Source organism: Streptococcus sp. NCTC 11567 (genome assembly GCF_902141215.1).
In the GTDB taxonomy this organism is placed as follows: domain Bacteria; phylum Bacillota; class Bacilli; order Lactobacillales; family Streptococcaceae; genus Streptococcus; species Streptococcus dysgalactiae.
Window position 1 is genome coordinate 1,379,078 of record NZ_LR595857.1, and the last position, 14,814, is coordinate 1,393,891.

A 14,814-nucleotide genomic window follows, 5' to 3' on the forward strand; every position below is an offset into this window, starting at 1 on the left:
CAATAATCGTTAGCACATGATTAGTTTAATCATCACTCATGCGCCACTTAAGGTAAGCGTCGATAAAGCCCTCGATATCACCGTCCATGACCTTATCCACTTGAGCCACCTCATAGTTTGTTCGGTGATCCTTAACCATGGTGTAAGGGGTGAAAACGTAGGAACGAATCTGGCTCCCCCAAGTGATTTCTTTTTTATCCCCTTTAAGGGCGTTGACCTCAGCAGCTTTTTTCTCCTGCTCTAATTGATAGAGTTTGGCCTGCAACATTTTTATGGCACGGTCTCTATTTCCGTATTGAGTACGGTCAACCGTTGAGGCCACAACAATGCCTGTGGGAATATGGGTCAAACGCACCCCAGTTGATACCTTATTGACGTTCTGACCACCAGCACCGCCTGAACGGAAGGTATCCATTTTAATGTCATCATCACGGATGTCCACTTCAATGGTGTCATCTAATTCTGGCATAACCTCCACAGATACAAAAGATGTGTGGCGGCGTTTGGCCGAATCAAATGGTGAAATCCGAACTAGACGGTGGACACCCATTTCGGATTTTAAAAAGCCATAAGCATTTGGTCCCTCAAAAGAAAGGGTGACCGACTTAATACCAGCCTCATCGCCTGCCTGATAATCCAAGGTTTCTACCTTAAAACCTTTGGCATTCCCAAAGCGCGTGTACATGCGAAAGAGCATGTCTGCCCAGTCCTGAGCCTCCGTACCACCTGATCCTGGATGAATCTCTAAAATGGCATTGTTATGGTCATAAGGCTCTGATAAGAGCAAGGTCATCTCATAACTCGCCAAAATCTGACCTAATGTCTCTAAGCTAGCCTCCAAGTCGTCCTTGACACTGTCATCTTCTTCAAGCATTTCTAAGTACAATTCTGTCTCATCAGAGAGTTCTTGCATATTGTGGAAGGTCTCGTAGGTAGACTTCAACTCATTCAGTTTTTGTGAGATTTTTTGAGCTGCGATATTGTCATTCCAAAAATCAGGCTCTGTCATTTGATGCTCCAAAAGAGCAATCTCTTCTTCTAGACCCTCTAAGTCAAAGAGACCTCCTGAAGCTAGTCAACTTCTCTTTGTTTTCTACTATTTTTTGGCGCATTTCTGCTATTTCCATATAGATTCCTCTTTCGTTTCATTTCTTTTAAAAGCAGATTCGAACTTATCAATACGTTCTCTCTATTTGCTTGCTAAACGTTGTTTATTTTATCATAAAATCAAGCCTTCTGCCACTTTGTGAGTAGCCTTTCAAGCTCTTCTTTGGACTCTTCATGCTCTAGAGCAAGGTCTTTCATAAAGGCCAGCATGTCTGGATTAGGCTTTTTGATTAATTCTCCTAGAGCCCAGATAGCTGTCGCTGTATGAATCGGATTATTGTTCTGATCAATGATTTCCAAAAGTTTTGGAATGGCACTTCGATCATGCGCATTGGCTAGTGCAATAATAGCATTACGCTGAAGAATGTTTTTCCCCCGCCAAGAACCTGCAATCATACCAAAGGTTTTTTTAAACGACTGATTGCTCAATTCCAAAAAAGGTACTAATTCTGGCATAGCTAGTTCTGGATCAATAGGTGATGCCAAGGGATTGTCAATCCCTTTATTATAAGGGCAACAAATTTGGCAAATATCACAGCCATAGATAACCGTTTTGATTTTTTTACGGAACTCGAGTGCCATCATACCCTTATCCTGGGTCTGGAAAGACAAACAACGCCTAGCATTCATAGTGCCATCCCCAATCAAACATGAGGTCGGACAGGCATCTAAACAACGTCTGCAATCTCCACAGTCGTAATCCACAGGCTGATCAGGCTCAATGTCAAGGTTTGTAATCAATTCCCCCAAGTACATATAAGAGCCAAATTCTTTAGAAATGACCAAGCCATTTTTGCCAATGAAGCCAATTCCTGCCCGTCTTGCCACAGCAGTATCGACCAAAGCACCTGTATCTACCATGCCCTTGTATTCAAAATCAGCCGTTAAGGCTTCGATACCTTCTGCTAATCGCTGCAATTTATCTTGCAACACATGGTGATAGTCTAGCCCCCAAGAATTAGGGGTGATTTTTCCCCGTTTATAACTTGTTTTTGGAGGTTGTACAGGTAATTTATGGGGATAAGCAACGGCAATGGAAATAATGGTTTTGGCAGAAGCCAGCGATAATTTTGGCTTAATTCTCTCCTCAATCACCTTGTGTTCAAAGCCAGTCGTGCGCCCCTCTTCGACACCAAGGCGCAAGGATTTCTCTAAATAAGAAAAATCATCTGCGGTGGTAAAGCCGATTTTTGAAATGCCAATTTCCTTAGCCAATGCCTGAATGTCTGCCTTAATGTTCATACTACTATCATAATCGAAATAAGTTAAGACTTCAAGACGAAAGGATGACAATTCAACAAAAGCTTGACCATCAGAAAAGTCACCTTAAAAGTCCGCTACTGTAACAACAAAAAAGGGAAGACAAAAGTCCACCTTTTTTGCTTTTAGTTTAGCAAGGTCATCACTCAACACAAAAGAGACTTATGTTCTCCACATTTTCCTTACTTGATAGGAAAGTCCTGTTAAGACTTGGCTATTGTCTCAAAAGAACCTTAAACAAGGCTTAATACTCATCAAAATGGTGGTAGAGGTAATGCAGGTCTTCAATTTCTTTGAGGAGCTCCTTGCCATTATCTGTCTGTTTGACCAAGGTACGTTCGGCCACTTCTTCGACCAATCGCTTGATAAAAATAATGTCACATTCTCCATTTAAAACATCTTCCACTGATGAAAAGGGGTTATGAGCCACCAACTCTAAGCCGTAACTGTTGGAAATTAAGGTATAGCCTGCGATACCTGTTTTTTTCTGATAACCTTTCGCCAATCCACCATCAATAATAATCATTTTCCCACCAGCTTTAATCGGAATCTCACCACTCTTTTCCTGGACAGGCGTGTGCCCATTGACAATATGCCCTGTCTCATCCAAGGTAAATTCAGCCAAAAGACGTTGGCAGATGTCTTCTTTTTCCCTTAAGTGATAATAAGGATTTTTCTTTTCTTTATGGGTTTCCTTATCCTCGATATAATAACGTTCGAAAGTGGTCATGCGCTGCTTGCCAAATAGAGAAGACCCTTCTCCACACCACAAATACCAAAACAAATCGGTCGCAAAATCGTCCTGAATATCAGGGTGTTGGTAGGCCTGCCTCACTTTTTCTTCGTAAAAATCCATCAGGGTTTTGCCAGATAAAAAGTGTCCCTGTAAGCAAATGGATTTAAAATCACCGTTGGAATGCATGGGGATACAACCGTGATAAAGCAAGTGATTATTGGAAATATGATAGATAGCACCTTTCGAAAAGAGGAATTCTATGTGATGACGCAGGCGGTCTGATTGTTGGAAACGCTCAAGCAAATCATCCAATAAGTCCTCTTCTTCTGTGGTTAGGCTTCCAGGAGCTTGCCAGTCCACCATGTCAAAAGGAAAATCAGTTAGTGGGTAGGTTTTCTCACCCACCAGCATTTCCTCACTTTCTGGTCGAATGCGGTCTAAGGCGCTCGATGCCATCATCTCAAATTCAGGCCGACGGTGAATCAATTGATGTTCCAACTTGAATTGTAGTAAAGCTGTAGCCTGCTGCAAACAATTCAACACCCGCTCATCTTGTTCTGAAATCACATCCCCATCCAAAATAGGCTGAAAAACGACCTTAGGGGTAAAGTAGGTTTGGCTATAATCAATCAAGCGACGAAGGTTAATTCCGTAGCGGTCTTCAATGAGCTCAATGCTGTTGTACCTCGCTGCAATCCGAATCACATTGACCATGCAAATCATCGACCCAGAAACTGCCCCCATCCAGGTGATGTCGTGGTTGCCCCACTGAATATCAATATGCTGAAAAGTCATGAGCCGATCCAAAATCAAGTCTGGGTATTTCCCGCGGTCAAAAATATCTCCCACCACATGCAAATGATCAATGGCTAATTGCTGAATCAAGGTCGCAAAAGCAATAAAGAGATTTTCCAACTGCTTGAGTTCAATCACTTTACCAATAATTGCTGAATAATAATTTTCTTTATTTTTATCAGGTTGGCCTTCCGTCAACAATTCTTCCATGATATAGGCATAATCTTTGGGTAACAATTTTCTCACTTTAGAGCGAGTATACTTACCTCCGATGTACTTAACCAACTGTAATAAGTCGGGTAGAAAGCTGGTTAATTCTTCTTGCAATGCTTGTTCCGACAACAAGGTATTAGCATTGATTTTTTCAGCAGGGTAGTAAATGTACTGACAAAGCAGGTCAATGGTCCCAGGGTCTTTGTCGGGAAAACATTCCTGTAATTTCTTTTTGATGGATCCAGAACCATTTCGCAAGAGGTAATCAAAGGCCTCATATTCTCCATGAAGATCACTCAGAAAATGCTCGGTTCCTTTGGGCAAATGGCAAATGGCTTCTAGGTTAATCATTTCGGTAGCCAGAGAAGACTTTGTTGGGAATTTTTCTTTCAAGAGACGATAGTACTTTGACATGTTCGGTAACCACTCCTTATCGCTTGTCATCATATCAAGAAGCTAGACATCACTTACAGTGGTCCAGCTAACTACTTTTTCATTGTAAAGGTTATTCATCAAAAATGCCAGTAAAAAGTTGAAAGCGCATTCTTTTACATAGATCAAAAAGGCCTTGGGAAATAGCATCCAAGACCTTCCTATCTTAATGTACTTGAGAGTTTCAGAGCAATAACCTTTGCCTCACATGACTAAAACTGCTCAATTGTTGCACAAAGTTGCATAAGGTGATCGATATTAGCATCAGCCTCTTGTTGATCAATCCCGTAACGGTAATCAGTAACAGCAACAACCGTCAGATTAGCAGCTTTCGCGGCCGCAATCCCTTTTTGACTATCTTCGACGACTACTAAGGTTTCTTTTGGTAAACCGAGTGACTGCGCAGCTTTTTCATAAATATCAGGATAAGGCTTGCCACGAGAAACATCCTCACGCGCCAAAATAACCTCAAAATAGTCCTTAATATGACTCGTCTCTAAGGCTAATAAAATATCATCACGATTTGAATTAGAAGCTAAGGCTAACTTGATATTCTTATCTCTCAAAGCTTGGAGACAAGGCCTAACCTCAGTAAACAAGACCTCTGCGTATGGGGGCTTATGCTGTAATTTGTAAGATTCATAAGCTTCAGCGACTGCTTTTGCTTCCTCAGGGGTAAAATGCTCATCTAGCAAGTCCTTCCAGAGTTCTTGAAGATTACCTCCAATAAAATCTTTGGCGCTCAAATGATCAATTGTAATCCCCTTAGCCTGTAAAAAGGCTTCGCGTCGCTGAAAATAGAAGGGCTCTGTATCAAACAATACACCGTCCATATCAAAAATAATTCCTTGAATCATAGCATCCTCCTTTAGATTAGTTTATCACAAGTTTCCAAAACAATCAGCAAAAGCACTAAAAAGAGAATCGCCAAAGGCAAATCCTCTTTTGAAATTCGCAAAATTCCCAACACTTCACGGATTTCTGGAAACTATAGCTTAGTTAAACCAGGATTTTCTTCCTAAATGCAAGACCGCTCCATCAAATGCAAAACAGTGTTTATTTCCCCAAGCATAACCCCGACTGGATGTATACTATAAAAGTAGACAAAACTTTGTGTGTTACAATCTGTTTTAAAAGACACAAAAACGAAAGGACAACCTATGTCAACAGTTAAACGCTACGATGAAGAATTCAAACAATCTCTTGTCAACCTTTATCAAACTGGAAAAACTCAGTCTGAACTCTGTAAAGGCTATGGGGTATCCGCTTCTGCGCTTGCAAAATGGATCAAACAGTATTCTCAAGTCAAACTCGAAGATAATTCTGTACTTACTACCAAGCAAATACAAGAGCTACAAAAACGTAATGCGCAGCTTGAAGAGGAGAACCTTATCCTAAAAAAAGCAAGTGCCATATTCATGCAAAACTTAAAGTAAGACTCCTTGCTGTCTATCGGTTACGCTTTGAACACGCCACAACAACCTTGTGTCGTGTTTTACGTGTCAATCGCTCCACTTACTATAAATTTCTAAAACATAAGCCCTCAAAAAGAGAATTGGATAATCAAATTTATAGAAAACAAATACTTGAAATTTATACCAAAGCAAACAAAAGACTTGGTGTGAAGTCTATCAAGGTCATTCTTCAAAGAGACTACGACACAAAAATCTCTGAAGGAAGAATTTACCGTCTAATGAAGAATATGGCGCTCCCTAAAATGGCTACCATTAAGCCAAAAACAGCTCTTAAAAAGACTCAAAAAACGTATCCTCAAAACTTACTCAACCAGAAATTTTATCCTGACAAACCTAATCAAGTATGGTCTACTGACTTCACCTATATTTCTATTGGATATAAGAAATATGTCTATCTCTGCGCAATACTTGATCTCTATTCTAGAAAATGTATTGCTTGGAAATTGAGTCACCGTATGGATGCAAAGTTAGCATGTGACACTCTAGAATTAGCTCTTAATAAAAGAAAGATTGAAGAAACACTTCTCTTTCATTCCGACCAAGGGTCACAATTTAAGGCCAGGGAATTGAGAAAAATAATTGATGACAATAATATCATGCATTCTTTTTCTAAACCTGGATATCCTTATGATAATGCCGTAACGGAAGCTTTTTTCAAGTATTTAAAGCATAGACAAATCAACCGAAAAAAGTATCAAAATATCAAACAGGTTCAATTAGACTGCTTTGAATACATTGAAAATTTTTATAACAATTACAACCCACATACGGCTAATCTAGGACTAACCCCTAATCAGAAAGAAGAAAATTAGTTTAACGCAATAAAATAACACGGTTTTCTGTCTACTTATTTGACATTAGTCCAAAAATCATTCCTTTCTTCTTCCTAAATTTCCATTATTTTCCATTATCTTTCTGCTTTATTAGTGTTATTAATTTCTTCTAGTCGCTTTTCAACTAGGCTTTTGTTAGAATACCAGTATGACACGACTTGCGATAATGAGCGACCTTCACCTGGACCTCAATCACTTTGGACCTTTTGAGCGTGAGACACTTATCGAAGTGCTCAAGCACGAAAAGATTGATCATCTGCATTTAGCAGGGGATATGACCAACCATTTTTACAAGGACACTGAGCCCTTTCTTATTGCCTTGGCTCAAGACGTCACCGTTACCTTTAACCTGGGCAACCACGATATGCTAGATTTGACTGAAGCTGACATTGAAGCGCACGATTTCAAGACTTACCCTATTGCTCCTAAACTCAGTCTTCTTGCTTTTCACGGTTGGTATGACTATGGTCTTTCTGCTGAAAAAGCTGACGCTGATCATCTTGCCTTCAAGAACCGTTTCTGGTTTGACCGGCGACTAAAACGGCCCTTGACAGATCCTGAACTCACAAACCAGATTTGTCAAGCATTAGAAAAGGCATTGGCTGCGCTTTCTGATCAAACGGTGATTGTAGCAATGCACTTTGTCCCCCACAGCATTTTCACCCTCAAACACCCAAAGGTTAAAGCCTTCAATGCTTTCTTAGGGAGTCCTGCCTTCCATGACATTTTTCGACGTTATGGCGTGAAAGAGGTTGTCTTCGGCCATCAACACAAGCGTTTTTCTCCTCAGACCATCGATGGGGTCACCTATCACTCAAGACCACTAGGGTATGCAAAAGAATGGCAGCTCACTCGTGCGTTTATCAGACAAACAACTCTTTTGACTATTAGAGGAAGATCGACCCCTAGCAAAGCCTACTGTGCTATTAAAGAATTGAAGGCTTTTAAAGACTACTTCGCGCAGCAGTTAGCAGCCGAATTGAGAGATGCCATGACTATTTTTGACAGTAACGAGATGAAAGGATGGACATATGAATATTAAACGACAAACCCGTTTGGTCAGAATGGGCGCCCCAGTAACCATCTTCATTGGAGACAAGCACAAAGCCGCTCTCTATAATGGTGACAGCCTGGATATTGACCTTCCAGATGGTCAAACTCAACTGAGTGTTAAACATAGCAGGCAAACTGCCATAACAGTCAGTGACGAAGATAAGCTACTTCTCAAGGATAATCCTTTAAACCTTCTCTTATTCTGGCCTGGTGTCTTTCTTATTTTAGGAAGTCACGTCTTACTCAGTTTTGATAATCCTTTACTTTTTTACCTGACTCTGGCGGGATTTATTAGCCTGGCTAGTAGTTATTTCGTTCCCCGATTTCACTGGGAACACAACTAAACCCAAGTCGATATGACTTGGGTTTTTCTTTTTTAATCGCTAGGTAATAAGTCCTTAGAAAGCAATTTAAAGACGTTTCCAACTTTCTGATAAAGGTACAAACCAGCTTTTTCAAGTGTCAATTGATCATTAATTCTTTGAGGACCATCATGGTAGTTGACGACTGTCCAGAGGTCTTGTTTGTGATCATGAAGAATTTGAAGGTCACTATCGTTACGCACAACCTCGATAGATGATTCTGTTCGAGCTTTATCAAAGTCTTCTTGACTGACATTTGGCAATAAGGTATAAGCATAGGTATCATTAGCTTGCTGATGCCTTTGGCTAATGGTTATAAAGGTTTGTGTGACTAACTCTTTATTTGTTGACCCTTTGTTAATATCAGACCAGCGTCCTGACTGTTCTTGGCGTGAGAACACTAAGGTTGTCGGTTTATCAAAGAGATAGCCAATATTATTCTTGCCATCTTGAGACAACAACAAGACACTTGTGACATGATCTTTTTCAAGGGTGTCATTTGTCAGGCTGACTTCTTGACCATTAACCAATAGACGATAAGGATTTTCTGGATTATCCTTTCGCTGATCAATGGTTGTGCTAACCGCCTGATCTTTGGTGCTCTGGATGCCAGCTCCTAAGAAGACGATACGGTCATCGAAAATCCCCCAAGCTTTCTTGGCACTGACCGTCCGATCCCAATTCTGGAAATCCATAGCAGCTAAGGCTATTTTGTCATCTCCTTTGATAGCCCCCACAAATGAAGATGGGAGGGTGGACATGCCAGCTTCTTCCTTTGCTTTTTCCTTATAATCAATGGTTAGTTTTTTCAAATAGTCATCTGTAACATCTTCTCGCTTGCCTTCAGCCTCTGTTGTGCCTGGCATTTTTAGAGGATTAACAGTTGGCCAATACTTGTCCGAATAATGGGTCAAATCATGATTATAAAGGTAGAACATGCCATCACCTGTGTACCAACCACGTGTATTTTCATTATTCATGGCTTCAAAATTAAGGGTCCTATTAGAATGCATGGATAAGGCAAAGCCAAAATCTTTGTCAGTATGGTAATAAGCTAATTTATCCATATTCTGAAACACAGAGAGGTTGGTTGACATCGGCATGAGCTTAATAACCTCATTAGCAAGAACCTGTTCAAACAAATTGATGTCATAGTAGCTAGATAAGCTACTCAACATCCTTTCTTTATCATGGAAGGCCAAAATCGACTTTAATTGACCTTGAATCCTATTCTTGTTTGCCTCAGGCAAGACTTGCGATAACCTTAGAATACCACGTAAAGCTTCTAACGCCGCCATCCTTGACGAAGCATTTTCACGACTGATAGAGCGACCACGACTCATGTCCATTAATTCGCCATGAATCAGCAATGGGAAGAAGGATTTTTCAATCCAGTGCTCTATAACCTCTAATTTTTGTGCATTTAAGGCCATCGGTGATGCCTGAATCAACGGGATTAATTGTGACAAGCCATCTATAAGGACATTTCCATAAGCTCCGGTATAAGCCACATTGGTATGGTCAATGTAAGAGCCGTCTTTATAGAAACCTTCTCCTTTTGAACCATCCCTTTGAAACTCAAAAAGTGTATCTAGAGCTTCAATACTTTCTTTCAATTTTACATCATCTTGCGTCAGCAAGGCCTCAATGATTTTCACACGTCCCATGTCCACAAGATTTCCGCCAATGGCCTTAAAAGGATTGACCAAGGTTGAACGAAACTGTTTTGGATCCGGAACAAAATGAGAAATGCTCTTGGTCTGCGCTTTAATTTCGTCTTGAGTAAAATAAGGATAAAGTAACGTCAGCGTATTAACAATGGCTCTTGGAGTCCCAATTTCGTAGTCCCACCAGTTAGCATTGCCTTCGATATCCTTCTGAGGATTATAGTAGTTAAGGTGTAGCCAGGCCAATTTGTCTTTGATTAACCTGATTAACGCTGTATCTTGATAGTACTTCGAAGCTGGGCTATTGACCTGTTTTGCCATTTCTTCCAAACGTCTGTAAGTCGCAGTCATATGAGATGACTTCCCAAAATCCTTTAAGTCTTCCCACAAGTAGGCTTCCTTTTGATTATTGACAAGACTGTTGAGGTTTTTGGTCACACTGTCATCTAGTTTTTGGTTTAATGCCTGCATAGCAGGGTTCGATACGCTATAGGAATCTGCCCCCAGAATCATTTGACGCCATTGAGAAATCAAAGCGGTCATTTCACTGTCATCTTTACCTGTTACTTCAAGAGGCAGATCAGCTATTTTTTGACCTTCTTTGGTAAAGACTTCTAGCAGCGTGTGCCCTTCTTGCAAAGGCTCTACCGTACCATTATCGATACGCACAATTTGGTTTGCCCCAGCAGCTACCTGATAGATATAGTCAGGTATGGCAAGGAGATGCTTTTTAGACAAAGACAAAGCAATTCGCTCTTCCAATGAATGAGTAACCTCCTTGATAGCACCACTAGGTTTGTCACCCGCTTCTCTTAAGGAAATGTTATCAAAAATCACTTGACCTTGACCAGTTTCGTAAAAGAGCTCTAGTTTAATCTGGTTAACCTTTAATTTAGGGACATAAAGCTTTTCTTGGTGTTTCTTCATGGTTCCTGTCGCCATTGGAGAGAGCCACAGACGTTGCTCTTTTAAGGTGTTGTTTTCTTTAATTTCTTCGATAACACGCACAAAGGCTTGCCCTGTCTTGTCCTTTGTTTCAATATCAAAAGAAACCAAGTATTGTTTTTCAGGATTAATGGCAACCGTCTGATGGACACATCCCCTTAACTTCTTGCCTGCTTCATTGGTCATGGTTAATTGCTGTTCAGAGGCATCAATTTGAGGACTACCAACTGTTTGCTTACTATCTTTATAAACTTGCCAACCCTCAGCTGCTTCTTTAGACCATCCCTTGTCTTTGTCTGTTGAAGTCGTTGAAGCTGGACTAGTTTGGTCAAATTGAGGGTTCTTCAAGAGATTTTCACCGGTTAAAGTGACTTGACTCTCGAGATCTGAGTCTCCTTCTTTTTCTGTTGTTGTCACTGCTACATCATTTTGAGATGTCACTTGGTGAGAAAGATCTGTAATTTGTTGCGGTGGCTCTATTTCCTGTGACGTTGGTAAGGCAGTTGTCCCAGATGAGTCTTCGTCTGCTAAAACCGTTGGCGACCATAGCAAGCAGGCTAATAGAATGCTAGAACAAATGTAGGGATAGTATTTTTTGTGTTTCATTTGACACCTTCTTCATTTTTGAAGTTAATAATCCTTTGTTAACTTAACGTATGCTGCTGCTCTTTGGGTGATGGTCTCAAATCGCCCTTGACTGGCCAAGCGGTTAAAATCACCACCAATTCCTAGCACTTGTGCCCCAGCAGCCAACCAATCTGTGAGGTTACCTTCGTTGACACCACCTGTCACCATGACCTCTACCTGAGGCAAAGGAGATTTGATTGCCTGGATAAAGGACATGCCAACTGTAGAACCAGGGAAAAGTTTCACCATATCAACACCTGATTCCAGAGCAGTTACCACTTCATTAACCGTCATACAACCTGGTAAATAAGGTATGCTATAACGATGACAAATCAAAGCCACTGCTCGATTGAAATTAGGACCAACAATAAACTGTGCTCCTGCTAAAATAGCTTGGCGGGCAGTGACATCATCCAAAACTGTCCCAGCACCTATCAATACCTCAGGATCTTCTTTGAAGCGTTCAGCTAATTGACCGATAACCTCACTAGCAAAGGGGTTAGTATAGGTGACTTCAATTGTCTTAATGCCACCTTCAATACTGGCCAGGCTGCAAGCTAAAGCTTCCTCACTAGACTCTCCTCGTACAACTAGGACAAGCCGATTAGCCTTAAGTTTGGTTAAGATTTCTATTTTTCCCATATCATCACCTCTGGATATCTCGTTGATTAGCTAAGACTGCTTCTACTTGTTGGACCCTGTGATAGAGCTGATCTTCAGCTACTGTACATTTTAGGCTCGCTGTTGCCACAGCAAAATCAAGGTTGCGCTGCTTTTCGTTACCTTCTAACAACTGATAAAGCAAACCCGCCACAAAAGCATCTCCACTTCCAACCCGTTGCAAGACTGGGGTCGTCACTTCACAGGATTCATAAAACTGCCCATCATAGGCATAAGCCTTGAAATGATTACTGCCTTGGGCATCATTTGAACGCTCCGTATGGTAAATAGCTTGTAACTGATAGCGCTGATAAAGTCCTGCCAGACGTTCTCTAATCATCGTAGTATCTGCCTTATTCCTATCAAACATGGCAAAATCGTCACTGTCTAACAGCAAAGGTTCCATGCCAAAAATAATATCCGCGTATTGAGCAAAGTGAGAAAAGAGTCGTTTAGCATCAGCTACCGCAATCATACTAGATCTAAAGTTAAGATCAAAAGAAATACAAATATCCCTTTTCTTAGCTTCTCTCGCAAGTATTTCAATCAGGTCCTGAGTTTTTTTGCCCAGCGCCAAACTGATCCCACTAAAATGAAAGTGACGAATGCCTTCAAAAATGGCAGCTAAATCAAGACTATCCTTATCTAAGGCCGAAAAGCTAGAGCCACAGCGGTCATAATAAACCTGACTAGCCCGACAGCCAAAGCCATTTTCAAGGTAATATAGCCCAACGCGATGACCTTGCCAAGCCGTCAAGGACATATCCACGCCGCTTTGCTTCAAAAACTGATGAAAAGCGTGACCAACAGGATTATCTGGTAGGGCCGTAAATAGCCTTGCTTCTAAGCCAAAACCGCCTAGAGTTCTTGCAATATTAACTTCTGAACCGCCGAAAAAAAGCTGAGCGTCGCAGGCATTGGTCAAAGGCTGAAACTGATTGGGGCTAACGCGAATCAGCGGTTCACCAACCAATAATAACTTAGACATGTGACCTCCTTTCCTCGTCAAAATGGAATTACTGTTCAAGTACTGATTTCAAATAAGTAACTAATTCTGACGGCTCCGCATTGGCAAAGAAGTACTCTTGGAAATGAGCGCCAGAAATCGTTTCTTTGAGGAAATCTTGGTCGATGTCTTTGACAATTGCCAACAAATCTCTGTAAGTAATTTTTTTCAAATCACTTAAAATACGTGCATTCCGCTGTTCAGGAATAGCTCGCTCTTTAGGGTAACCGCCACCCATTGGTTCTGCAAAGAGGCGTTCAAATATTAAGGTCAAATTCAACTCTGCTCCCCAACCAAAACCTTTGGCAAAAGGAATGGACAAGGCATTACCACCATTGATTTGAGAAAAGAGATAAGCTTCTGTTGGCTCACTCGCAAAACCACAGGTAACCCCTGGGAAGCTGTTCAAGGCCAACATAGCTCCAACACCTGTTCCACAACCAGTCACCACAAAATCGGCCGCCTTAGTGGTCAATAAAATAGAAGCTAAGAGTCCATTTTGAACATAGGTCAACTGGCTTTCACCTTCTGTGCCATACATGCCATAGTTAAAGACTTGGTAGCCGTGTTTATCTGTCACTGAGGTAAGGGCATCGTAAATAATACCATTTTTAGCCGCTTGGCTATTTTCATTAATTAATGCAATTTTCATATAAAATCTCTTTCTAGTGTGTGATTAAGGTTGTTTTCCAATATAAGCTAAGATGCCACCGTCGACATAAAGGATATGGCCGTTCACAAAATTACTGGCATCGCTAGCTAGAAAAACAGCTGGACCAGCTAAGTCTTCTGTTGCCCCCCAACGTGCTGCTGGTGTTTTAGAAATGATAAATTGATCAAAAGGATGACGGCTACCATCTGCTTGTCGCTCTCTCAACGGAGCTGTTTGTGGTGTCGCAATGTAGCCAGGACCAATCCCATTACATTGAATGTTGGCTTCTCCAAACTCAGAGGCTATATTTTTGGTTAACATTTTCAAGCCACCTTTAGCCGCCGCGTAGGCACTAACTGTTTCACGACCCAATTCACTCATCATAGAACAGATATTTATAATTTTACCATGTCCTTTTGCAATCATCGATGGCAAAACTGCTTTTGACACAATAAAAGGTGCATTTAAATCAATATCAATGACTTGACGAAAATCTTCTGCGGCCATTTCAAGCATCGGCGTACGTCTAATAATACCTGCATTGTTGACCAGAATATCAATAACACCTACTTCATCTTCAATTTGACTAACCATCTGTTGGATACCAGCTTCATCAGTCACGTCACAAACATACCCATGCGCTTCTATCCCTAACTCTCGATAGGCAGCCAACCCCTTATCAACTAACTCTTGTTTGATGTCATTAAACACAATAGTTGCACCCGCTTGAGCATAGGCTTTGGCAATTTCAAAACCAATACCGTAGGATGCTCCGGTAATCAAGGCAATCTTACCTTGTAACGAAAACATATTTTCCATAGGATTCTCCTTTTTGTTATTAGATTAAGTAAACCTGTTTACCAAGACTATAACAAAGTAAACTAGTTTTGTCAATCATTTTAATGAAAACGGTTCAAAAATTTAAAAGAGTACTCTTATCCAAACTGTCATTCTTGTTTAGTCTTGTCCTATACTTAATAGCTATTAAGAC

General features: G+C 40.8%; 12 protein-coding genes. 3 read left to right on the top strand and 9 right to left on the bottom strand.

What is annotated here, in order from left to right; all coding sequences use genetic code 11:
* Positions 1 to 25 precede the first annotated feature (25 nt).
* The 4 genes from prfB to FQT67_RS06965 form a co-directional block, all read right to left on the bottom strand.
* Positions 26 to 1,127 (bottom strand): peptide chain release factor 2 gene (gene prfB, locus FQT67_RS06950; protein ID WP_100206414.1). Its coding sequence is split into 2 segments (ribosomal slippage): positions 26 to 1,054 and positions 1,056 to 1,127, totalling 1,101 coding nucleotides; the frame shifts between segments, so codons are not numbered across the junction.
* Positions 1,128 to 1,227: 100 nt separating this feature from the next.
* Positions 1,228 to 2,349, bottom strand: a complete 1,122-nt coding sequence (gene queG, locus FQT67_RS06955; RefSeq protein ID WP_003060122.1) for a tRNA epoxyqueuosine(34) reductase QueG — start codon at positions 2,347 to 2,349, stop codon at positions 1,228 to 1,230.
* A 262-nt stretch (positions 2,350 to 2,611) separates the two neighbouring features.
* Positions 2,612 to 4,525 carry a fructose-bisphosphatase class III gene (locus FQT67_RS06960; protein ID WP_046177293.1) on the bottom strand — a complete coding sequence of 638 codons (1,914 nt, stop codon included), beginning with the start codon at positions 4,523 to 4,525 and terminating at the stop codon, positions 2,612 to 2,614.
* A gap of 230 nt (positions 4,526 to 4,755) precedes the next feature.
* Positions 4,756 to 5,400 (bottom strand): HAD family phosphatase, encoded by a 645-nt coding sequence (locus FQT67_RS06965; protein ID WP_003059496.1) that lies wholly within the window; start codon positions 5,398 to 5,400, stop codon positions 4,756 to 4,758.
* 303 nt (positions 5,401 to 5,703) lie between these two features.
* On the opposite strand from FQT67_RS06965, the gene FQT67_RS06970 reads away from it, so the two are divergent.
* The 3 genes from FQT67_RS06970 (at position 5,704) to FQT67_RS06980 (ending at position 8,248) form a co-directional block, all read left to right on the top strand.
* Positions 5,704 to 6,830 (top strand): IS3 family transposase gene (locus FQT67_RS06970; protein ID WP_143936391.1). Its coding sequence is split into 2 segments (ribosomal slippage): positions 5,704 to 5,938 and positions 5,938 to 6,830, totalling 1,128 coding nucleotides; the frame shifts between segments, so codons are not numbered across the junction.
* Between the two features lie 169 nt (positions 6,831 to 6,999).
* Positions 7,000 to 7,893, top strand: coding sequence for a metallophosphoesterase (locus FQT67_RS06975; RefSeq protein WP_003062469.1), 894 nt, complete (start codon positions 7,000 to 7,002; stop codon positions 7,891 to 7,893).
* Complete coding sequence (locus tag FQT67_RS06980; protein ID WP_003059333.1) at positions 7,883 to 8,248, top strand: hypothetical protein; 366 nt, start codon at positions 7,883 to 7,885, stop codon at positions 8,246 to 8,248. Before FQT67_RS06975 ends, FQT67_RS06980 begins: the two co-directional genes overlap by 11 nt.
* A 32-nt stretch (positions 8,249 to 8,280) precedes the next feature.
* Here FQT67_RS06980 and FQT67_RS06985 read toward each other — a convergent pair whose 3' ends face one another.
* Genes FQT67_RS06985 through FQT67_RS07005 form a run of 5 tightly spaced genes read right to left on the bottom strand, consistent with a single transcriptional unit; the run spans position 8,281 to position 14,642 of the window.
* Complete coding sequence (locus tag FQT67_RS06985) at positions 8,281 to 11,484, bottom strand: polysaccharide lyase 8 family protein (protein WP_046177481.1); 3,204 nt, start codon at positions 11,482 to 11,484, stop codon at positions 8,281 to 8,283.
* 24 nt (positions 11,485 to 11,508) lie between these two features.
* Positions 11,509 to 12,147 (bottom strand): bifunctional 4-hydroxy-2-oxoglutarate aldolase/2-dehydro-3-deoxy-phosphogluconate aldolase, encoded by a 639-nt coding sequence (locus FQT67_RS06990; protein ID WP_003059335.1) that lies wholly within the window; start codon positions 12,145 to 12,147, stop codon positions 11,509 to 11,511.
* A 4-nt stretch (positions 12,148 to 12,151) separates the two neighbouring features.
* Positions 12,152 to 13,153, bottom strand: a complete 1,002-nt coding sequence (locus FQT67_RS06995; RefSeq protein WP_046177480.1) for a sugar kinase — start codon at positions 13,151 to 13,153, stop codon at positions 12,152 to 12,154.
* Positions 13,154 to 13,181: 28 nt separating this feature from the next.
* Positions 13,182 to 13,823, bottom strand: a complete 642-nt coding sequence (locus FQT67_RS07000; RefSeq protein WP_003060429.1) for an RpiB/LacA/LacB family sugar-phosphate isomerase — start codon at positions 13,821 to 13,823, stop codon at positions 13,182 to 13,184.
* Between the two features lie 24 nt (positions 13,824 to 13,847).
* On the bottom strand, positions 13,848 to 14,642 hold the full coding sequence (locus FQT67_RS07005) for a gluconate 5-dehydrogenase (protein WP_014407439.1): 795 nt from the start codon (positions 14,640 to 14,642) through the stop codon (positions 13,848 to 13,850).
* Positions 14,643 to 14,814: the final 172 nt, after the last annotated feature.

Bases quoted from the DNA above. Each gene is read 5' to 3' on its own strand.
- queG (WP_003060122.1), bottom strand. From the start codon at position 2,349: ATGAACATTAAGGCAGACATTCAGGCATTGGCTAAGGAAATTGGCATT.
- FQT67_RS06960 (WP_046177293.1), bottom strand. From the start codon at position 4,525: ATGTCAAAGTACTATCGTCTCTTGAAAGAAAAATTCCCAACAAAGTCT.
- FQT67_RS06965 (WP_003059496.1), bottom strand. From the start codon at position 5,400: ATGATTCAAGGAATTATTTTTGATATGGACGGTGTATTGTTTGATACA.
- FQT67_RS06975 (WP_003062469.1), top strand. From the start codon at position 7,000: ATGACACGACTTGCGATAATGAGCGACCTTCACCTGGACCTCAATCAC.
- FQT67_RS06980 (WP_003059333.1), top strand. From the start codon at position 7,883: ATGAATATTAAACGACAAACCCGTTTGGTCAGAATGGGCGCCCCAGTA.
- FQT67_RS06985 (WP_046177481.1), bottom strand. From the start codon at position 11,484: ATGAAACACAAAAAATACTATCCCTACATTTGTTCTAGCATTCTATTA.
- FQT67_RS06990 (WP_003059335.1), bottom strand. From the start codon at position 12,147: ATGGGAAAAATAGAAATCTTAACCAAACTTAAGGCTAATCGGCTTGTC.
- FQT67_RS06995 (WP_046177480.1), bottom strand. From the start codon at position 13,153: ATGTCTAAGTTATTATTGGTTGGTGAACCGCTGATTCGCGTTAGCCCC.
- FQT67_RS07000 (WP_003060429.1), bottom strand. From the start codon at position 13,823: ATGAAAATTGCATTAATTAATGAAAATAGCCAAGCGGCTAAAAATGGT.
- FQT67_RS07005 (WP_014407439.1), bottom strand. From the start codon at position 14,642: ATGGAAAATATGTTTTCGTTACAAGGTAAGATTGCCTTGATTACCGGA.